The organism is Nocardiopsis xinjiangensis YIM 90004 (assembly GCF_000341145.1).
GTDB classification, from domain to species: domain Bacteria; phylum Actinomycetota; class Actinomycetes; order Streptosporangiales; family Streptosporangiaceae; genus Nocardiopsis; species Nocardiopsis xinjiangensis.
Genome location: NZ_ANBE01000007.1, coordinates 17,921 through 36,848, shown reverse-complemented (window position 1 = coordinate 36,848; position 18,928 = coordinate 17,921). Strand labels below are relative to the sequence as shown.

At 70.3% G+C, this 18,928-nt stretch carries 17 protein-coding genes and 1 tRNA gene; 5 read left to right on the top strand and 13 right to left on the bottom strand.

Annotated features, from left to right (window positions below; all coding sequences use genetic code 11):
- Positions 1 to 9 precede the first annotated feature (9 nt).
- On the top strand, positions 10 to 1,089 hold the full coding sequence (locus tag D473_RS0104455) for a mandelate racemase/muconate lactonizing enzyme family protein (protein WP_017607887.1): 1,080 nt from the start codon (positions 10 to 12) through the stop codon (positions 1,087 to 1,089).
- Between the two features lie 28 nt (positions 1,090 to 1,117).
- Here the strand turns inward: D473_RS0104455 and D473_RS0104450 are convergent, their stop codons facing one another.
- The 3 genes from D473_RS0104450 to D473_RS0104440 form a co-directional block, all read right to left on the bottom strand.
- Entirely contained in the window at positions 1,118 to 2,152 is a 1,035-nt protein-coding gene (locus D473_RS0104450; RefSeq protein WP_017607886.1) for a LacI family DNA-binding transcriptional regulator, read from the bottom strand.
- A gap of 77 nt (positions 2,153 to 2,229) precedes the next feature.
- Positions 2,230 to 3,117, bottom strand: coding sequence for an NAD-dependent epimerase/dehydratase family protein (locus D473_RS0104445; RefSeq protein WP_017607885.1), 888 nt, complete (start codon positions 3,115 to 3,117; stop codon positions 2,230 to 2,232).
- A gap of 43 nt (positions 3,118 to 3,160) precedes the next feature.
- On the bottom strand, positions 3,161 to 4,309 hold the full coding sequence (locus D473_RS0104440) for a Gfo/Idh/MocA family protein (RefSeq protein WP_017607884.1): 1,149 nt from the start codon (positions 4,307 to 4,309) through the stop codon (positions 3,161 to 3,163).
- Between the two features lie 475 nt (positions 4,310 to 4,784).
- Here D473_RS0104440 and D473_RS0104435 point away from each other — a divergent pair, with 475 nt between their 5' ends.
- Positions 4,785 to 6,080, top strand: coding sequence for an ABC transporter substrate-binding protein (locus tag D473_RS0104435; RefSeq protein ID WP_026126597.1), 1,296 nt, complete (start codon positions 4,785 to 4,787; stop codon positions 6,078 to 6,080).
- A 37-nt stretch (positions 6,081 to 6,117) separates the two neighbouring features.
- On the opposite strand, the gene D473_RS25990 is transcribed toward D473_RS0104435, so the two are convergent.
- The 4 genes from D473_RS25990 to D473_RS0104420 form a co-directional block, all read right to left on the bottom strand.
- Entirely contained in the window at positions 6,118 to 6,756 is a 639-nt protein-coding gene (locus D473_RS25990; RefSeq protein ID WP_051042957.1) for a Fic family protein, read from the bottom strand.
- The gene (locus D473_RS25985) at positions 6,753 to 7,454 is read right to left on the bottom strand and encodes a hypothetical protein (RefSeq protein WP_051042956.1); all 702 of its coding nucleotides are present in this window, start codon (positions 7,452 to 7,454) and stop codon (positions 6,753 to 6,755) included. The genes D473_RS25990 and D473_RS25985 overlap by 4 nt, the downstream gene beginning before the upstream one ends.
- Positions 7,455 to 7,950: 496 nt before the next feature.
- Complete coding sequence (locus tag D473_RS0104425) at positions 7,951 to 9,753, bottom strand: ATP-binding protein (protein ID WP_017607882.1); 1,803 nt, start codon at positions 9,751 to 9,753, stop codon at positions 7,951 to 7,953.
- Between the two features lie 276 nt (positions 9,754 to 10,029).
- Positions 10,030 to 11,481, bottom strand: a complete 1,452-nt coding sequence (locus tag D473_RS0104420) for an amidohydrolase family protein (protein ID WP_017607881.1) — start codon at positions 11,479 to 11,481, stop codon at positions 10,030 to 10,032.
- A 254-nt stretch (positions 11,482 to 11,735) separates the two neighbouring features.
- Here D473_RS0104420 and D473_RS0104415 point away from each other — a divergent pair.
- Positions 11,736 to 11,809 (top strand) — tRNA-Pro (locus D473_RS0104415).
- A 49-nt stretch (positions 11,810 to 11,858) separates the two neighbouring features.
- Here D473_RS0104415 and D473_RS25980 read toward each other — a convergent pair.
- Both D473_RS25980 and D473_RS27070 read right to left on the bottom strand, forming a co-directional pair.
- Positions 11,859 to 12,389, bottom strand: coding sequence for a glycosyl-4,4'-diaponeurosporenoate acyltransferase CrtO family protein (locus D473_RS25980; RefSeq protein WP_017607880.1), 531 nt, complete (start codon positions 12,387 to 12,389; stop codon positions 11,859 to 11,861).
- Positions 12,390 to 12,429: 40 nt separating this feature from the next.
- Positions 12,430 to 13,287 carry a flavin reductase gene (locus tag D473_RS27070; RefSeq protein WP_241474705.1) on the bottom strand — a complete coding sequence of 286 codons (858 nt, stop codon included), beginning with the start codon at positions 13,285 to 13,287 and terminating at the stop codon, positions 12,430 to 12,432.
- Between D473_RS27070 and D473_RS28645 the strand changes: the two genes are divergently transcribed.
- Positions 13,211 to 13,534 (top strand): aldehyde dehydrogenase family protein, encoded by a 324-nt coding sequence (locus D473_RS28645; protein ID WP_394296760.1) that lies wholly within the window; start codon positions 13,211 to 13,213, stop codon positions 13,532 to 13,534. The two genes, D473_RS27070 and D473_RS28645, sit on opposite strands and share 77 nt — an antisense overlap.
- Here the strand turns inward: D473_RS28645 and galK are convergent.
- Genes galK through D473_RS0104385 form a run of 4 tightly spaced genes read right to left on the bottom strand, consistent with a single transcriptional unit; the run spans position 13,494 to position 17,420 of the window.
- Entirely contained in the window at positions 13,494 to 14,636 is a 1,143-nt protein-coding gene (galK, locus tag D473_RS0104400; RefSeq protein ID WP_017607878.1) for a galactokinase, read from the bottom strand. The genes D473_RS28645 and galK overlap by 41 nt on opposite strands.
- The gene (gene galE, locus D473_RS0104395) at positions 14,633 to 15,604 is read right to left on the bottom strand and encodes a UDP-glucose 4-epimerase GalE (protein ID WP_017607877.1); all 972 of its coding nucleotides are present in this window, start codon (positions 15,602 to 15,604) and stop codon (positions 14,633 to 14,635) included. Before galE ends, galK begins: the two co-directional genes overlap by 4 nt.
- Positions 15,601 to 16,635, bottom strand: a complete 1,035-nt coding sequence (gene galT, locus D473_RS0104390; RefSeq protein WP_017607876.1) for a galactose-1-phosphate uridylyltransferase — start codon at positions 16,633 to 16,635, stop codon at positions 15,601 to 15,603. Before galT ends, galE begins: the two co-directional genes overlap by 4 nt.
- The gene (locus D473_RS0104385; protein ID WP_017607875.1) at positions 16,632 to 17,420 is read right to left on the bottom strand and encodes a DeoR/GlpR family DNA-binding transcription regulator; all 789 of its coding nucleotides are present in this window, start codon (positions 17,418 to 17,420) and stop codon (positions 16,632 to 16,634) included. Before D473_RS0104385 ends, galT begins: the two co-directional genes overlap by 4 nt.
- Before the next feature lie 193 nt (positions 17,421 to 17,613).
- Here D473_RS0104385 and D473_RS0104380 point away from each other — a divergent pair, with 193 nt between their 5' ends.
- Positions 17,614 to 18,909, top strand: a complete 1,296-nt coding sequence (locus D473_RS0104380; protein ID WP_017607874.1) for an ABC transporter substrate-binding protein — start codon at positions 17,614 to 17,616, stop codon at positions 18,907 to 18,909.
- The last annotated feature ends 19 nt before the right edge of the window (positions 18,910 to 18,928 follow it).

Here is an 18,928-nt window from a genome sequence, read left to right as displayed (position 1 = left end):
GCGAGGGCCATGAGAGTCACCCGTGTGCGTGCGTTCCTGCGGCGACTGCGGCTGCACCGGGCCTGGGACGGCGGGGTCGATCGCAACGACGTGGTCGTGGTCCGTGTCGAGACCGACACCGGACCGACCGGGACCGGGTTCTCCTGGACCCCCGTCGTCGGAGGCAGAGCGGTCGAAGCCCTGGTCAACGCCGACCTGGCGCCGCTGTTGGAGGGCCGCCGCGCCCACCCGTGCCTGTGGGAGGAACTCCACTGGTCGCTGCGCGAGGCCGGCACCAGCGGGTTGACTCTCATGGCTCTGGCCGGGGTGGACATCGCCCTGTGGGACCTGGCCGGGAAGGCAGCGAACCTGCCGCTGGCCGAACTCATCGGCCGGCGCCGCGACCGTGTGGCCGCCTACGGCAGCGGCGTCAACCTCGACCGTTGCCTGCCCGACCTCCTCGCCCAGGTGCGTTCCTGGACCGAGGCCGGGCACCACGCCGTCAAGATCAAGGTGGGCTCGGCCGAGACCGGGCGCGACCTGGACAGGGTCGCCGCGGTGCGCGACCTCGTCGGTCCTGAACGCCTGCTCATGGTCGACGCCAACCAGCGCTGGGACGTGCCCGGTGCCCTGCGGGCCCTGGGCGGTCTGACCGAGCACGACCCCCTGTTCGTGGAGGAGCCGCTGCCGGCCGGCGACCTGGCGGCCCACGTACGGCTGCGTGCGCGCACCGACGTGCCCTTCGCCCTGGGGGAGAACCTGCGCACCGTCGAGGAGTTCGAACGCTATCTCGACGAGGGGGCCTGCGACGTGGTCCAACCCAACGTGGTCAGGGTCGGGGGCATCACCCCGTTCCTGCGCATCGCCGAGCTGGCCGCCCGGCGCAGCGTTCCCGTGGCCCCGCACCTGCTCCCGGAACTGTCCGGGCAACTGGCCCTGTGCCTGCCGAGAGTGGCCATGGTGGAGGACATCGACCAGGGGTCCTTCGCGGCGTTGGGCGCACTGGCCGCACCGAGCGGGGTGTGTATCGAGAACGGGTGGCTGCGAGCCGACACCGCGCCGGGCCACGGTCTGGTCCTCGCCGGCCCCGGTGAGGACCCCACGGGTTGAGCGGGCCCCGGTCCTCCGCCCAGGACGGTCAGGCGGGGGGCCGGGTACTCTCCCGGATGAGCACCTCGCCGTGCACGTCGATCAGTCGCGGCTCCTCCCGTTCCTCACGGGCCAACACCAATTCGGCCGCTTGCCGGCCCATCTGCTCCAGCGGCAGGCGCACCGTGGTCAGCGAGGGCGTCAGGTCCCGCAACGTCGGGATGTCGTCGAAACCGGCCACCGAGAGCTGCTCGGGCACCCGCACCCCGAGCTCGCGCAGCGCGGCGATCGCACCGGTGGCCATCACGTCGTTGACCGCGAACAGGCAGGTCGCCTCCGTGCCCAGCATCATCAGCCGACGCGTCGAGGCGTAACCGCCGTCCCGGGTGAAGTCCCCGTGCATGACGTCCTGGTAGTCGGGCTCCAGGCCGGCGGCGGACAGCGCCGAATGGAAACCGTCCATGCGCTCCCGCGCCGTGCTCAGGTTGTTGGGGCCGGCCAGGAGCGCGAACTTGCGGTGCCCCTGCTCGATCAGGCTGCGGGCCAACTCGGCCGCGCCGGCGTGGTTGTCGGGCGAGACGGTGTCGGCCGGCAGGACCGGCTGGGACACACACGCCACGCGCCCGCCCTGGCGGCGGAACAACTCGATCTCCCGCGTGAGAGCCTCGGTGCTCTTGCTGTCGGTGGAACGGGACCCGACCAGCACCACCGCCTTGGCCCGGTGCGAGCGCAATGCGGCCAGGATCGTGCTCTCCTTGCTGGGGGAACGGTCGGTCGTGCCCAGCACCACGACCAGGCCGTGTTCCTCCACCGTCTGGGTGACACCAGCGGCCACGGACGAGAAGTACGGGTCGGCGATGTCGTGCACGACCAGGCCCACCAAGGAACTGGAGTTGCGTGCCAGCGACTGCGCCGAGGCGTTGGGCAGGTACCCCAGCGCCCGGGCGCTCGATGTCACCCGTTCACGCAATTCCCCACTGACCTGGCGGGTGCTGGTGCTCCCGTTGAGGACCCTCGAAGCGGTCGCCAAGGACACACCTGCCGCCTCGGCCACCTGCCCCAGAGTCACGTACCCCGAACTCAACCCCTGCGTCCTTACAACTCGTGCCGATGGGAAATCGCTTCCCACATTAACCGAACCCGTGCGTGCGCCCCTCCTGGTCAATCCCCGGTACGCAGCCGGGAACGCCACGTCCCTTCCGGGCGCCACCCGAGCTCGGCGCGGGCGCGCTCGGAGGAGAAGACGGCCCGTCCGTCGGCCAGGGCCCCGGCGAAGGGCGCCGTGGCCGGGTGCAGGCGGGCCAGGAGCGTGTCCACGGGCCCGGGGCAGAGCGGGTCGGGCGCGACGGCGTTGTACACGCCCCCGTTGCGCGCCCGGTCCGGGTTCTCGACGAGCAGGGCGATCAGGAGCGCCGCGTCCTCGGCGTCCACGTAGTTGAACAAGGACGCACCGGCCAGGGCAGGGTCGCGGAGGCGCTCGCGGACGGTGTGGCCCTGCTGGGTGAGGGCCCCGTCCCATTCCTCGGGGGTGATCACGTACCCCGGGCGGACGGCGGAGAGGACACACCCGTCCGAACTCCGGGCGAGGGCGCGCACGGTCTCCTCCACCACCGCCTTGCTCAGGCCGTAGGCGTGCCAGGGGGCGATCGGGTGCTCCTCGTCCAGGGGCAACCGCAGCGGGGCCCAGGACGGGTGGTTGTAGCCGTAGACCGTGGGGCTGGAGGCCGCCACCGCACACTGCGCCCCCGCCGCTGTGGCCTCGGACAGTACCGACCAGGCCAGGGCCGTGTTCACGGTCAGGGTGCGCTCGTCCGGTTCGCCGAAGGGGACGGCGATCCCGGCCAGGTGCACGACCGCCTCCGGTGCGCTCTCCCGGAACAGGGCGGTGCGCGCCGACAGATCCATCAGGTCCGCGGTGCGCTGGAAGACCCCCGCGACGGCAGCGCCGGGACGGGCGTCCACGGAGACCGTCTCGTGCCCCCGCGCGGCGAGGACCGCCACGGTGCTGCGGCCGAGGCGTCCGGATCCTCCGGTGACGAGTACGCGCATGGAGCGCTCCTTTCGGGGCCCCGGGACGGGGCGGAGAGGCGGGTCAGGCCACGGGGCCGGCGGGGGCGCGGGGGTCGCCGGCGGGCGGCCGCGCCCAGGGCGCCCCGAGCTCGCTGAACAGGGACAGCGACTCCGCGCTGCGATGGACCAGTTCGGTGATCCCGTGCACGGTCCGGTGGGTGTGTCCGTCCTCCTGCCACACTTTCTGGTGGCGGGCCCCGATGGGCCGGGGGGCGGGGGCGGTGCGCACGGCCTCCAACGCGTGCGCGAAGCCGCGGGTGGCTGAGAGGGGACAGGTCAGCGGCGTGCCCTCGCGCAGGTGAGCCACGAGGTCGTCCACGAGACCGAACCGGGGGTGGACCGTCGTGTGCGGGGCCCGGCCCTCCCTGCGCAGGGTGAGGCGGTCCTCGGTGTACTCCAGGTCGATCCGTCCGCGGGTCCCGTGCACGCTCAGGACCGGGGGCGGATCGCCGGGGGCGCACAGCGTCACCGCCACGGTGATGGGGACGCCCTCCCGTGTGTGCAGTCTCAGCGCCGAGGTGTCGTCGCTCTCGATCGGGTGCGCACGGTAGAGCTCCACCTCGGTCGATCGGGGCGCACGGTGCCCTTCCCCGGCCAGGGCCAGGGACGTGGCGACCGCGTGGGCGAAGGGGTTGGTGAGAGCGCCGTCCACCACGTCGCGGCCCTCCATCCGGCGGCGGCCCGCCCAGGGGGCGCGTGCGTAGTAGGCAGAGGTGCGTTTCCAGGTGCCGGCGGCCCCGATACCGCGGAGCTCGCCCACCGCGCCCGTGCCGAGGAGCCGGCGCACCTCGCCGACCGCCCCGGAGCCCAGGCTCTGGAAACCGATCTGGCACGCGAGCCCGGACCCTTCCAGGGCCTCGGCGAGACGGTCGAACTCGGTGAGGGAGGCGGTGGAGGGCTTCTCCAGCATCAGGTGGGAGCCGTGTTTCAGGGCGGTGAGGGCCAGGGGCAGGTGGGTGTGGATCGGCGTGGCGATCACGGTGATCCGGGCGCCGGTGCGCTCCAGGGCCTCGTCCAGGTCGGTGAAGCAGGGAAGAGGACCGTGGCCCTCGAGCTCGTCGTCGGGGGCGGGAGGGTGAGGGTCGCACAGACCCACGAGGCCGACGTCGCCGCGGCGTACGAGGGGCAGGAGTGAACGCAGGTACATGCGCCCGTAACCGTGCACACCCACGAGGAGGATGGGTACCGGGCCCGGGGGCAGGGGGTGTTGCGGGGCGGGGGTGTGGGGGTCCGGGGTCCGAGGGGGTTCGCCATGTCGCACGAACAGGATGGTAAGCGCTTGCCGAGGGTCGGGCAAGGCACGTCACGATCCGCGGGGGAGCGGGCAGGCGTGTGTGGGGCCCGTCCGCGCGGGGTGGCAGTGGGGCTCTCCGGGGGCGGGTCGCCGGTGGGGCGGCCTCCGAGATCTCGGCACCCCCTTGGTTCCGCAGCCCGTGATGCCTGCGGTCAGAGCCGCCGCGGGCCGGATTCCAGCGCCCCTGCCATCATTGACACGGGTCAGAATTTGGTGTTAAAAAGCAGGAAATTCAGGATGGATAGCGCTTACCAGACTGAATCCGAGAACCCTTGACCGGTAGCCCTGTCCTCGTGGTCCCCGCACGCGAGGTCCAGTCCCCCCGTCCGCCCTTTGATCGAAGGGATCCCTCATGCCCCCACGATTCCGCGCACGCCCGCTCCTCCGAGTGGCTGCCGCCGGGAGCGCGCTCGCACTCTTGGCCACCGCTTGTGGCGATGGGGACGACGGCACGGTCGAACTCCGCTTCTCCTGGTGGGGATCGGACAGCCGCCATGAGGCGCTCCAGGAGGTCATCGCCGACTTCGAGGCCGAGAACCCCGGGATCTCGGTGTCGGGCGACTACACCGACTGGAGCAACTACTGGGACCGGTTGGCCACCAACACCGCGGCCAACGACTCACCCGACATCATCATGCAGGACGACGCCTACCTGAGTGAGTACGCCGACCGGGGCGCTCTGTACGACCTCACGGAGCTGGAAACACTCGACCTCTCGGAGATGGACCCGCTGATGGCCGAGAGCGGTGTGACCGAGGACGGTACCACCGGGGCCGTGGGCGGGGTGAACGCCATGACCATCGCGGCCGACCCGCAGGCCTTCGAGGAGGCCGGGGTGGACATGCCCGACGACGAGAACTGGACCTGGGGCGAGTACGCCGAGATCTCCGAGGAGATCACCGACGCCACCGACGGGGAGATCATCGGTACCCAGGGCCCCGGTAACGAGAACGTCTTCCAGATCTACGCCCGCCAGCACGGGGAGAACCTCTTCGACGAGAACGGGGAGATCGCCTACAGCGACGAGACCCTCACCTCCTGGTACGAGTTCAACGAGCGTTTGATCGAGGAGGGCATCCAGCCCAGCGCTTCCCGGAGCGTCGAACTCGCCGCGGCCGGCCCCGAGCAGTCCCTCGTGGGGATGAACGAAGGCGCGATGGCCTTCTTCTGGAGCAACCAGCTCGTGGCCCTCGAATCCGCCTCAGGACGCGATCTGGAGCTCCTGCGGATGCCCGGGGAGGCCGAGTTCGAGCGCACCGGGCTCTTCTACAAGCCGAGCATCTACTACTCGGTCGCGGCCGGCAGCGACCACCCCGAGGAAGCGGGCCAGTTCGTGGACTACCTCCTCAACGACCCCGCCTCCGCGCGGGTGGTCCAGGGCGAGCTCGGTATCCCCGCCAACCTCGAGGTCCGCGACGCGATCGTCGACGACCTGGGCCAGGCCGACACCAAGGCGACGGAGTTCATCGACGAGATCGAGGACTCCATCGTCGACGGCAACCCGCCGCAGCCCATCGGTGCGGGCGAGGTCGTCGACATCAACCTCCGTGTCATGGAGGACCTCGGGTTCGGCAACGCCACCCCCGAGCAGGCGAGCGAGCAGTTCACCTCCGCGGTGCAGGAGGCCACCGAACCCTCCGGCACCTGAGCCGGAACCCAGGGCGGCCCGACCGACCTACGCCCCCTCACGGTCGATCGGGCCGCCCCGCAGCACGCCTGCAGGCGTGCTCGAGCAGCACCGACACCAGGTCCGCCAGCGCCAACGCGCCCTCGGGATGGTCGGCGCGATGCGGCAGCCGCCGCAGCGGCCCCACCCGGTCCAGCGCCACACTCTCGCGGGCCAGGACGAAGACCAACACCAGGAACGCTGCCCGTGCGTTGCCGTCGCTGAAGGGATGGAAGAAGCACACGTCCAGGTAGGCGCGGGCGGCGCGTGCCGGCAGAGCGGGGGAGGGGGCGGCGGTCTCGGCCAGACACGCGTCGAACAGGCCGGTCAGGTCGGTGCCGTAGCGCTCGCGCCCGCCTTTGGCGAAGGCCGAACCCCGGCGGAACCCCACCGCGGACGTGCCCAGGACCGACCGCTGCCAGGAGGCGACCCGGGCGAACTCCAGAGGCGCCCCCACGGCGGCGTCAGAACGTGCGTGTTCCAGCGCGGCGAGCATCCCCGCCGCGCGCTCGGGGGACCGGGCCGCGTCGAAGGCCCGCACGTCGTCGGCCGCGCCGTCCCGGGCCGGAGCGACAAGTGTGTGGGTGGCGGGGCGCGTGTGTTCCCAGGGGACGGTGTCGCGCACGGTGAGCCACAGGCGCAGGTGGTCGGTGCTCACGTGCGCCCCTGTTTCTCCCACGGTGCGGCGGCCACCTGCCGGGCGACCTCCTGCACGGCGGAGTCCCCCGGCACGATCCAGCTCTCGAACGAGCCCTCGAGGATCAGCTCCGTCCACTCGACGGCCGTGTCCAACGAGAGGCCCCACATGGTCAGATACCAGGTCAGGGCCTGGGCGCAGTGCATGTACCAGGCCTCCGCTCCCTGCGTACGCTCGACGACGCGGGTGGTGATGACGGTCGCGGCGCGCTCCCACACGTCCGCGCGGTCGCCGCTGCCCATGGGGTGGCGTTCGTAGATCTCGCCCAGTTCCTCCAGCCAGGCGCGCCACTCGCACAGGGAGGCCGCCACCCGGTCGAGGGTCTGCTCCGGGGTGGTCACCGAGTCCGTGGGGCAGCACCAGCTGAACACCGCACCCCCACTGCCCTCGGCGGAGTAGCCCCAGCCGAGGACCCAGGGCCCGAAGCGTTCGTGCAGGGCGCGGGTCATCTCCCCGGTCCAGGGCCCGGCGAACTCCCGGCCCCACGCGATGCGCTCCCAGATGTCGGTGCCCTCGGGAGGGGGCGGCACGTGAGCCGCCGGGGCCAGGGCGCCGACCTCGGCGCGTGCGGTCGCGGGGTCGAAGGGGTGGGTGCGGGGGTCGATCTCGCTCCAACGGAGATCGTGGAGCTTGGGGAGTTCGTCGCGTCGGGGGGTCATGTGCCGAGCCTGCCGAACCGGCTGCGTGCGTCGCAACCGGGTTCCGGGTCGGGGCGCCGGGAGCACGCGGGAGCCGGAACCGGGCCCGGGCGCTCGGGTGTTCGAGGGTTCCTGGACGGTAAAGACTCCTCAGGGGTTCTCCCAGGTGCCGGTGCCGCGTGTCTACGGTGGCCGTGCGACCGCCCGGGTGCCTCTTCGGTGCGGGGCGGGCCGCACGGCCGTGCGAACGAGGGGGGAACCATGCGCGGTGTCGTGACGTACGGGTCGAGGAAGACGAGCCTTGCCGTGTTGGGCGCGCGGTTCGGAGAGCGCTCGGGCGAGGTCGAACAGGTGGGCGCGTTCGACCCCGTCCGGTTGCAGCGCTCCCGCGATCGCCTCCAGGCCACTGTCGCAGGCCCTGGCGATGGTGCCTCTCTCGGGCGGGTACCTCCGACCTGCGCAGAAAGAGACGCCCCGGGCCGAGCCCGGGACGATCATGGCGGAGCCGGTCGCGCACTCAGACGTGCGGGTCTTCGCCGGTGTCGGAGTGTGAGACCCCGGGGATGAGGGGTTCCGTGTAGGACAGCTTGATCTCCTTGAACGCTCCAGTCCTGCGCACGCCTTCCGAAGGTCCGTCATTGTCGAGGACGATGACTTGACCCTTGCCGCGGACCATGAGGTGGGTGCCCGCGCTGGAAGCACGCTGGTACAGGCGGTCCGAGAGGTTTTTGTCCTCGGCGTTTGCTCCGATGTTCTTGCGGATCGCATCCACTACCAGGAAGCACGGAAGGAGCGGCTTTTCCCCGTAATCGATGGTCAATCGGGTGCTGAAAGCGAGCAGGGCGAAACTGTAGGCAACGTTGACGGCGGCCTTCGTGCCACCACCGAGCTGCTCGAATTCCTGGCCGTCGATCAGTGGGAGATAGCTCTTGCGGTCGAGAGTTGCCGAACCAACGAACCAGGGAAGATCGATATTCTTGACTTCCTCGTAGAAGTACTCTTCCAGTTCGTCCAGAGTCACCTCTCGATCGACAATCTGCGCCCGCACGGTCTTCAGCTTACGCTCGACCTGTTTAGCCTCGGCCTTTGCGGCATCGGCTCCGGCGAACAGGTCGCGGAGTGCCTCGATCCTTGGCGTGAGTTGATCCAGGCGCTCACGGTAGGCGGACTTCTTGTTCGACAGCTCTTCGATGGAAGCGCGGGTATCGTGCGGTTCGTTCGCTTCGTGTTCCTGTAGAGCCTGCCGTGCCTGGTCGAGTGCGGTTGAGGCTCGGGGGAATTCTTCGTCCGTGTTGACCGAGCCGACCGGCCCGCGGGTAGGTATCGGCGTCTTCCGTGGCTTTATCTGCAAGCACAGGTCACATGCACCTGCGTCGGCTCGGCCGGACCGGACCCCCTGTCCGCAGGCAGGGCACGATACGGGTGCATGGCCGGAATGATCGAGAGTTCCGGGTACAGGCTTCATGTCCTGCCGTTCGATCGCAGCTGCTGCTCTCGCCCAGGCCTTTCGGGCGCCGTCGTGCTCGTTCCGCAGTACCGTGCGTTTCTTCTCCCAGTCGGCCACATGTGATCGGAGAGGGGCCAGCTCCGAGGTGACGCGTTCGAGTTCCCGCTCAGCCTCCCTGTGCTCGGCGGCCGCCTGATCGGGTGAGGTCCCGGACTCAGCGAAGAACGCCTGAACACTCTGCACCGTGCTCTTCTGTTCGCGGATGATCTTCCGGGACTCGCTGAGTTTCGCTTCCAGCAGGCGTTCGTCGGTGCTGCTGAGGCCGAAGAGCAGTTCGAAGAGGGCCTTGCGGGCCGACGCGCGGCCACCGGCGTGCAGGATTACCTGGCGGTCTAGTTCGGACTGTGTGCGATACAGGTACTGCCATAGGTCGGTGAAGGTCAGTCGGGTCCTTTCTGCGCCGAGGGCCCGGATCGCGTCAGGGTCGATGGCCTGCTTGAGGTGGAGCTCGGTGAGGATCCAGTCGGAAAAGGAAGGCTGCGAGGGGTCGCCGTTCTTCTTCACCGATAGGCTCGCGACGAATTCGTGGCCGATGTTCGTGACCTCGATATCTGCTCCTGCCGCTCCGAGGGAGCGGTGCAGGATGTACTCGGAGTTCCCGATTCGGACATGAAGTTCGCATTTGGTGACGAAGTCTCCGAACGCCTTTTTCCACCTGACCTTCTGCCCCATGCAGTAGGATATCGCGTCGGCCAGGGACGTTTTTCCGGTGTTCGTGGGCCCGTGTACCGCGACAAAGGAATGATCGAGGTCGAAGGTCCGTCCCCCTCGTGGTCCGTGGATCGTCAGTGAGATGACGCGCATACCCAGCATCGGGTCCTCCTCCTGTGTCGACCGTGATGCTGGCAGGAGGGGGCATTGCTTGAAAAGACCGATCGATGGGAGTCAGGGTTCAGCCGGCACGGAATTCCATCATGCCCTGTGTCCTTAAATGTCGACCTTAGTCATGCTGTGGCCATCAATGTCGCTCCGCGTTCTTTTCAATTCGGGTGAACGGGACGTCGGTGGGTACACGATTCGGTCAGTCACCCGGAACGCACACAGGGGCGTCCCGGGCCCGTCCCGGGACGCCCCTGTGGAGGCGGGGACTCAACCCCCGTGGGTGGAGGCGCTCTTGTAGTCGGTGTAGGAGTACGGGTTGTCGAGGATCGTCGGCTCGGGCACGTCGGGGTTCATGCCCTTGGTCCATTCCTCCTCGCCGAGCTCACCGCGCAGGTGGTCGATGGTCGACTCCACGTTCCGGCGGATCGTGGCCAGGTCGACGTCGAGCAGGCGGTGCTCGTGCTTGACCACGCGCCCGTCGACCATGACCGTGTGCACGTCGCCGCGCTGGGCCTGGAAGGCCACGTGGCCGTAGGGGTTGAGCATCGGGAAGGAGACCGGGGAGTGGTCGTTCTTGATGAGGACCAGGTCGGCCTTGGCGCCGGGGCTGATCCGGCCCAGGTCGTCGCCGCGGCCCAGGGCGCGGGCACCGCCGCGGGTCGCCCACTCCACGACCTGGTCCGCGCGCAGGGCCGCGTGGGTGACGGTCTCGCCGCGCGACTGCGCCTCCAGGTGCTCGCGGGAACGGTCGGCGCTCAGAGTGGAGCGCATCGCGGAGAACAGGTCACCGCTCCACCAGGCGCTGCTGTCCATCGACAGCGACACCGGGATGCCGTGCTCGCGCAGCTTCCACGTGGGCGGATACCCCTGGCCGGCGCTCTGCTCGCTCTCGGTGGAGACCGATACACTGCCGCCGGTCGCGGCGATCCGGTGGTAGGAGTCGGTCGACAGTGACGCGGCGTGCACGTAGACGGTCTCGGGGGTCATGAACCCGTGCTCGTGCATGAGCCGGATCGAGTCGTCGCCGGTAGCGCCCCACACACCCGCGTGGGTGGTCACGGGCAGGCCGAGCTCGCGGGCGGTCTCGAAGGCGGGCTTCTCCGGGAACTCCGGGTCGCCGGTGACGTCGAAGGCGATCTGGACGTCGAGCATGTCGCGGTCGCCGTCGAACCGGCGCCGCACGAAGTCGCGGAAGGCCGGGTCGGTGGCCCACTCGCCGGGCTGGGCGTGGATGTTGCCGTAGGCCAGCACGTAGCGGCCCGGGACCGATTCCAGGGCGTCGGCGGCGGCGTCGGCGTGGTCGACGGTCTGCAGCCCGTGCGACCAGTCCACGACCGTGGTCACTCCGGCTTCGAGGGCCTCGGCCGCGGCCAGGGCGTTGCCGGCGTGGACGTCCTCGGGGCGGAAGAGCTTGCCGCCCTCCATGTAGTACCAGACGAAGTACTGGGTCAGGGTCCAGTCGGCCCCGTATCCGCGCATCGCGGTCTGCCACATGTGGCGGTGGGTGTCGATCATGCCCGGCATGACGATGCCGTCGGTGGCGTCGATGACGGTGGCATTGTCGGGGACGGCCAGGTCGCGGCCGATCTCCACGACACGGTCGTCGACGACGAGGACGTCGGTCTCGGGAAGGACGGTGCGGGCGTTGTCCATGGGCAGCACCGTGCCACCGCGCAGGACGACGGGGCGTCCGCGCTCGAACCGGCTGTTCTCGGTCATCCTGAGGGCACTCCTCGCATGGTTGTTTACAGCGTCGGACTGTTTGTCCATTTGCTGAACATATGCGCTGTTTTTAGCCGGAAGTGGGGGATGACCGTCCTGGGCCGCGGAGTGTGCGGTGATCCTCATTCGCTCACGGGTCTGCGTGCGGGCCCCGGCCCCGCCGGGCACCGGAACGATGTCCGGTCAGTGCCACGGATGCGATAGAGTCGACCCGTCGGCGGCCCCGTGCACGCGGTGCCGGTCCGGATTCACGGGACGTGGCGCAGTTTGGTAGCGCACTTGACTGGGGGTCAAGGGGTCGTGGGTTCAAATCCCGCCGTCCCGACGACACGGAGGGGCTCACCGCGCGGTGAGCCCCTTTTCTGTTTCTCGGGTCACCGATCACGCACTCGTTGCAGACGGAGCGCGATCGAGCGCTGCAGAATCACCGGATAGAAGTGGACCACGACCCCGGGCAGGAGAATCCACAGCGCCCCCGGGGCGTGACCGGTCGCCGCGGCGAGTACGGCGAGTGCGACGTGGACGAGGAAGCACGAGCCGTGGGCGGCGACGTTGCCGCGCAACGACCGGTCCAGGGCGGGCAAACCAGCTCGGGTGCCGTCGAAACTGCGCATCGGGTCGGCGATGGCGCGGTTCCAGCCCGAACGCTGCAACAGCCGGCCGAAGGCTGCCACCCCCAGCGCACGGTGCAGTTTTCGCTCACCCTGCGGGACGCGGAACCACGTGTCGGCCATCCGGCGTTCGATCGGGCCGCCCAGCACTGGGCCTGCGGCGAAAGTCCCGGCCACCACCAGCAGACCGTAGACGGGGTGGTTCGGGCCGATCGTGAACCACCCCCAGGTCAGAGCGGTGGCCAACACCGCAAGGACGACGACGGCGAGCAGGCCGGCGCGGAGAGGGCCCACTGGCTGGAGCGAAGAGTGGTCGGCAGGCACAACCGCGATACTAGAGGGTGGTCGTCAGCGGCCCGGCCCCTCCGAGATGCGCGACGGGCGCAACCCGGGCACCCGCCCAGCTCCGAGGTGTCGCCGCGGACGAAGCCCGCCCGCTCCAGCACGGTCGGCGATCCGGGGTGGTCGAAGGTCGTGGCGGCCCGTAGTGAGGCCGGGCCGTGCTCCGTCGAGGCAAAGGCACACACCGCTGCACGGCTGCGACGGCCAGACCGCGTCCCGCCGCGTTCTCGGCGTTCCGGAAGCCCGGTTCGGCCGAGTCCCGGTCCACGTCCACCGGGCCGATCCGCCCGAGTCCTCCCAGGGGAGAGAACCCGGTGCCTGCCCGGCGCCAGCTCAGCGGATCGAGCTTGCTCCCGTCGTAGAACCCGCCCGAGCTGTAGACCATGGGCGCGTCGTCGCCGTTCTCGACCTCGACGACGTGCCCCATGAAGATGGTGTGGGCGGTGGTCTCCAGACGCTCTCCGATCCGGGCCACCAGCGCGGCCGAGCAGCCGTCCGACAGGGGGATCCCGGCTTCGCCCCGTGCCAGGAAACTCCGGAGGACTTGTCGGCCGACGCGGTGGCGAACCGTGCCGCCACCTGCTGTTGTGCCGAGCTGCTCGCCAGGGCCGAGAACAGCGACAACGGCAAGTTGCTGCGTGAGATGCGGGGCCGGCCGACCAGCCTGCCGGAGTGCTTCTACTACTACACGGGGCCGGCCGACAAGATCCACGGTGACGTCGTGCCACCGAACCGGACCGATCTGCTCAACTACACGCTGCGCGAACCGGTCGGTGTGGGTGGGAGCCCTCACCCCGTGGAACTCCCCGCTGCTGCTGACCGCCACCAAACTCGCACCCGCACTGGCCACGGGCAACACGGTGTTGAACACACGTCGGCCTCGCTTCTGGCCCTGGTGCCTCTGCTGGAGGAAGCCGGACTCCCGCCCGGCGTGCTCAACGTGGTCACCGGGGACGGCCGCGGTGCGGGTGCACCGCTCGTGGAACACCCCGGTGTGGGCAAGGTCAGCTTCACGGGCAGCTCGTCCACCGGTGCCGCCATCGGACGGGCCGGGGCTCAGCGCAGGCGTCGGGCCCCGGCCGAGGGCAGGGCCGTGAACACCTCCGGTGCGCCGAACCCGCGCCCGGCGAAAGCCGCACGCACCGCGTCGGAGCACGCCCGCACCTGCTCGGAGTCCACCAGCGCGATCACACAGCCACCGAACCCGCCACCGGTGATGCGCGCACCCAGGGCGCCCGCGGACAACGCCGCCTCCACCGCGGTGTCGACCTCGGCGACGCTCACCTCGTAGTCGTCGCGCAAGGACACGTGCGAGGCGGTCAACAACGGCCCCACCTCACGCAGCCGGCCCGACCGCAACAGCTCCACCGACCGCAGTACCCGGTCGTTCTCGGTCACCACGTGCCGCACCCGCGCCCGCATCGGTCCCTCGGGCAGCCGATCCAGCGCCTGCTCCAGGTCCGGCCCCGAGATCTCACGCAACGCAGCCACCCCCAGCACACGCGCGGCCTCCTCACAGGAGGCGCGGCGTTGGGCGTAGGCGCCCTCCACCAACCGGCGCGGCGCCTTGGTGTCCACCACCAGCAGCGACATTCCCTGCGCGGCCAGGTCGAAGGGCTCGGACCCGGTGGCCGAGGAACGGCAGTCCAGGAACAGGGCCCGGCCCTGCTCGGCCAACATCACCGCAGACTGGTCCATGATCCCGCACGGCATCCCGACGAAGTCGTTCTCCGCGCGCTGGGCCAGTCGCGCCACCTCGGCCGGGGCGGGCTCGCGACCGTACAGTCCGGTGGCGGCCAGGACCGTCGCACAGCACAGCGCCGCCGACGTCGACAGGCCGCTGCCGGCCGGGATCGTACTGTCCACGAGCAGATCGAGCCCGCCGATCCCGTGGCCCTCCTCCAGCAGGGCCCACAGGGCCCCGGCCTGGTAGGCAGCCCCCTCCGGCACCGAACCGGGCGCCAGACCCTCCAGAGAGAACCCGTGCGGCTCGGGGAACTGGTGCGAACGCAACCGCACCCGCCCGTCGTCGCGGCGCGCGGCGGCCACGGTCAGGGTGTGGGGCAGCGCGATCGGCAGCGCGAACCCGTCGTTGTAGTCGGTGTGCTCACCGATGAGGTTGATCCGCCCCGGCGCGGCCCACACCCCCTCGGCGGAGGTCGCGAAGGTTTCCCGGAACTGTGCGGCCAAGTCGCTCATGGTGCCACCTGCTGTTCCGTACGGCCGCGGACGAAGGCCCAGGCGTCGGCGACGATCGTGTCCAGACCGCGCAAGGGCTGCCACCCGAGCTCCCGGCGCGCACGGTCGTTGGCGGCCACCAGGACCGCCGGGTCGCCTGCCCGCCGGGGGCCCTCGAGCGCGGGCAGGGGGTGCCCGGTGATCCGCCGGACCGCCGACAACACCTGGCGGACCGTGTACCCGCCGCCGCTGCCCAGGTTGTAGACACGGTGCGTGCCCGGCTCGGTCCGCTCCAGCGCGCGCACGTGGGCCTGGGCCAGGTCGCGTACGTGCAGGTAGTCGCGGACGGCGGTGCCGTCGGAGGTGGGGTAGTCGGTTCCGTGGACCGAGGCGTGCTCGCTCTGCCCGGCGGCGACCTTCAGCAGGTTGGGGATCAGGTGGGTCTCCGGGTCGTGGCGTTCGCCGAAGCGGCCGTGGGCGCCGGCGACATTGAAGTAGCGCAGGCTGACCGCGCCCAGGCCGTGGGCGCGGGTCCAACCGGTGAGCATGTGGTCCACGGCGAGCTTGCCCGCGCCGTAGGGGTTGGTGGGTGCGGCCGGGTGGCTCTCGTGCAGGGGCGCGTCCGTGGGCGGGTCGCCGTAGGTGGCGGCGGTGGAGGAGAAGACCAGCCGGTCCACCCCGTGTTCGCGCATCGCCTCCAGCAGGGCGAGGGTGCCGCCGACGTTGGTGTGCCAGTAGGGGCCCGGGTCCTGCACGGACTCACCCACCAGGGACTTGCCTGCGAAGTGCAGGACGGCGTCGAAGGTGGGATCCAGGACCCGGGCGGCGTCGTGGACGTCGCCCTCGACGAAGGAGGCCCCGGTGGGCACGGCGTCGCGGTGTCCGGCGGAGAGCACGTCGAGCACGGTGACCTCGTGCCCGACCTCGAGCAGCAGGGCGGTCACGACACTGCCGACGTATCCGGCGCCGCCGGTGACGAGGAGTTTCATTGTGCGGCCTCCCGCAGGCGCCGGGCGGTGGCCTCGGGCGCGACGTCGTTGATGAACACGCCCATGCCGGACTCGGTCCCGGCCAGGTACTTGAGTTTGTCGGCGGCGCGGCGCACGGAGAAGAGCTCCAGGCGCAGCCGGGACAGGTCCCGGTCCCGGCCTTGGCGCACGGGTGCCTGGTGCCAGGCGGAGACGTAGGGCAGCGGGGCGTCGAAGAGGCGGTCGAGCCGGCCGAGCAGTTCGGTGTAGAGCTCGGCGAAGGCGTCGCGTTCGGTGCTCTCGAGGGAGGGCAGGTCGGGCACGTGGCGGTGCGGGTACACGTGCACCTCCACCGGCCAGCGTGCGGCCTCGGGCACGAACGCGGTCCAGTGCTCGTTCCGGGCGACCACGCGCGGGCCCTCGCGTTCGGCGGCCAGGATGTCCTCGAACAGGTCGCCGCCGGTCTCCTGCCTGTGGGCACGGGCCGAGGCCAGCACGGTGCCGGTGCGGGGTGTGACGAAGGGCAGGGCGTAGATCTGCCCGTGCGGGTGGTGCAGGGTCACCCCGATCTCCGGTCCCCGGTTCTCGAAGCAGTACACCTGCTCGGTGCCGGGCCGCTCGGCCAGCGCGGCGCTGCGGTCGGCCCAGGCGTCGACGATGGTGCGCATCCGCTCGGTGCCCAGCCGGGCCAGGGAGGTGCCGTGGTCGGAGGAGAAGCACAGGACCTCGCAGCGGCCCTCGTCGCCGCTGAGGGAGGGGAAACGGTTCTCGAACGCGACCACGTCGTAGTCGGGGGAGGGGACCTCCGTCTGCCGGCCGCCCGTGGAGGGGCACAGCGGGCACTGGTCGCTGGGCGGCAGGTGGGTGCGGCTCTGGCGGTGGGCGGCGACCACGACCTGTTCCCGGGTGAGCGGGTCCCGGCGCAGCTCGGATCCGGGCGCGCGTTCGGGCAGTTCGCGGGGGTCTTCGTGCGGGACGCGGCGGGCGTTGCGGGATTCGTCGTAGTAGATGATCTGCCGGCCGTCGGCCAGCGTCGCGGTGGTCTTCCTCATCCGGTCTCCGGGGGGACGTCGGTGACCACGAGGCGGCCCACGTGGTCCTCCAGGGCGTGGCGGGCGTCCGGTGCGAGCCCGCCGTCGGTGACGAGCACGTCGCAGCGCTCCAGCGGGGCGATGGTGCTCAGCCCGACCGTGCCCCACTTGCTGGAGTCGGCGGCGACCACGAGGGACTCGGCGGACTCCACCAGGGCGTGGTCGGTGTCGGACTCCATGAGGTTGGGGGTGGTGAACCCGGCCCGCTCGGCCATGCCGTGCACGCCCAGGACCAGGGTGTCGAGGTTGATGCCGCGCACCGAGGCCAGGGCGAGCGGGCCGACCAGGGCGTCGGAGGGGGTACGGAACCCGCCGGTCAGCGCCACGGCCTGGTCGGATCGTTCCGATCGGTGGAAGACCTCGGCCACGTGCAGCGAGTTGGTGATGACGGTCAGGCCGGGCTTCTCGCGCAGGTACTCGGCGACCAGCGCGGTCGTGGTGCCGGCCGACAACCCCACCGCGCTGTGGGGCTCGACGAGCTCGGCCACGGCGCGGGCGATGGCGTGTTTCTGTGCGGCTTGAAGGGTGGACTTGGCGGCGAACCCGGGCTCCTCGGTGCGGGGACCCTCGGGTGCGACGGCGCCGCCGTGCACCTTGCGCAGGGCGCCGCGGACCTCCAGGACGTCGAGGTCGCGCCGCACGGTCATGTCGGAGACCGACAGGTCACCGACGAGATCGGTGACGCGCACGCTCCCTTCTCTGCGGAGCCGTTCGAGGATCTGCTCCTGCCGTTGCGCGGCCAGCATCCGGCCCCCGTCCGTTCAGGTGTGTTGATTCTTGTTGGTTCAAGTCTGATCCTTGGCATCGGAGGTGTCAACGGGGCCCTTGCGTGATTTGTTGTGTTGAAATTAGTTGTTAAGTGTTGACACTGCTCCAGTGGGCTGTGAATCATTGTGGGTGTTTGTGGCATCGTTCACAGCCTGTTCCGGAGGATTCACCATGCACCACCACGACCCGGGCCCGCCCGCCCTGCGGCGGCGGACCCTCCTACGGGGGCTCGCCGGGGCCGGGGTCCTCGGCGTCCTGCCCGCTCTGGGCGGATGCGGAACCGACCCGCGCAACGACCCACTCCGGATCACCATGGCCTCCAACCGGGCGCAGGAGCTCGAGGCGGCGGGCATGGCCGCCGTCCTCGAGTCCTTCCGCACCGGCAGCGACTACACCGTCGAACTCAACACGGTCGAACGCAACGCCTTCCAGGAGAGCATCAACAACTACCTCCAGGGCACCCCCGACGACGTCGTCGCCTGGTTCGGCGGCTACCGGATGCGGTTCTTCGCCGAACGCGGCCTCATCAGCGACCTCTCCCACCTGTGGGAGGGCCCGCTCAAGGGCTCCTTCAGTGACGGCCTCGAGCGACTGTGCACCGGAGACGACGGCAAGCAGTACCTCGTGCCGGACTTCTCCTACCCGTGGGCGTTCTTCTACCGCAAGAGCGTGTTCGAGGAGCACGGTTACGAGGTCCCCCATACCCGTGCCGAGCTCCTGGACCTGTGCGAACGCATGCGCGAGGACGGCCTCGACCCCATCGGCTACGGCAACCGCGAGGGCTGGCCGGTCATGGGTACCTTCGACTACCTGAACCTGCGCGTCAACGGGCCCGAGTTCCACGACCAGCTGCTGCGCGGCGAGGCCTCCTGGGAGAGCGCCGAGGTCCGCGAGGTCTTCTCCGCCTGGGCCGAACTGCTGCCCTTCCACCAGCCGGACCCGCTCGGCCGCAGCTTCGACGAGGCCCGCCTGTCCCTGGTCCAGAAGGAGTGCGGCATGCTCCTGGCCGGGCTCTTCGTCTCCCAGTCCTTCCCCGAGGGCGAGGAACGCGAGGACCTCGACTTCTTCCCCTTCCCCGAGTACGACCCCGCCGTCGGTACCAGCGCCGTCGAGGCCCCCACCGACGGGTTCATGCTCAGCGCCGACCCCCGCAACCCCGAGGGCGCCGACGACCTCCTGACCCACCTGGGCAGCCTGGAGTCGCAGGAGCTCTACGCCGACCAAGACCCCCAAGCGCTGCCCGCCCACGTCGACACCGACACCGACCGATTCAGCGACCTGGACCGCAAGGCCCTGGAGCTCATCGACGGCGCCGACACCATCACCCAGTTCCTGGACCGTGACACCCGACCCGACTTCGCCGCGGTGGTGGCCATCCCCGCCTTCCAGCGCTTCCTGCGCCGACCGGACGACATCAGGGAACTCACCTCGGACCTCGAACGCCAGAAACGATCGATCTTCGGTTGAAGGAGGCCGTCGTGGCGTC

What these genes read in the sequence shown, in the direction of transcription:
- D473_RS0104455 (WP_017607887.1), top strand. Translation starts at nt 10, where the DNA reads ATGAGAGTCACCCGTGTGCGTGCGTTCCTGCGGCGACTGCGGCTGCAC.
- D473_RS0104445 (WP_017607885.1), bottom strand. Translation starts at nt 3,117, where the DNA reads ATGCGCGTACTCGTCACCGGAGGATCCGGACGCCTCGGCCGCAGCACC.
- D473_RS0104435 (WP_026126597.1), top strand. Translation starts at nt 4,785, where the DNA reads ATGCCCCCACGATTCCGCGCACGCCCGCTCCTCCGAGTGGCTGCCGCC.
- D473_RS25985 (WP_051042956.1), bottom strand. Translation starts at nt 7,454, where the DNA reads ATGACCCCCCGACGCGACGAACTCCCCAAGCTCCACGATCTCCGTTGG.
- D473_RS0104425 (WP_017607882.1), bottom strand. Translation starts at nt 9,753, where the DNA reads ATGCTGGGTATGCGCGTCATCTCACTGACGATCCACGGACCACGAGGG.
- D473_RS0104420 (WP_017607881.1), bottom strand. Translation starts at nt 11,481, where the DNA reads ATGACCGAGAACAGCCGGTTCGAGCGCGGACGCCCCGTCGTCCTGCGC.
- galK (WP_017607878.1), bottom strand. Translation starts at nt 14,636, where the DNA reads ATGAGCGACTTGGCCGCACAGTTCCGGGAAACCTTCGCGACCTCCGCC.
- galE (WP_017607877.1), bottom strand. Translation starts at nt 15,604, where the DNA reads ATGAAACTCCTCGTCACCGGCGGCGCCGGATACGTCGGCAGTGTCGTG.
- galT (WP_017607876.1), bottom strand. Translation starts at nt 16,635, where the DNA reads ATGAGGAAGACCACCGCGACGCTGGCCGACGGCCGGCAGATCATCTAC.
- D473_RS0104385 (WP_017607875.1), bottom strand. Translation starts at nt 17,420, where the DNA reads ATGCTGGCCGCGCAACGGCAGGAGCAGATCCTCGAACGGCTCCGCAGA.
- D473_RS0104380 (WP_017607874.1), top strand. Translation starts at nt 17,614, where the DNA reads ATGCACCACCACGACCCGGGCCCGCCCGCCCTGCGGCGGCGGACCCTC.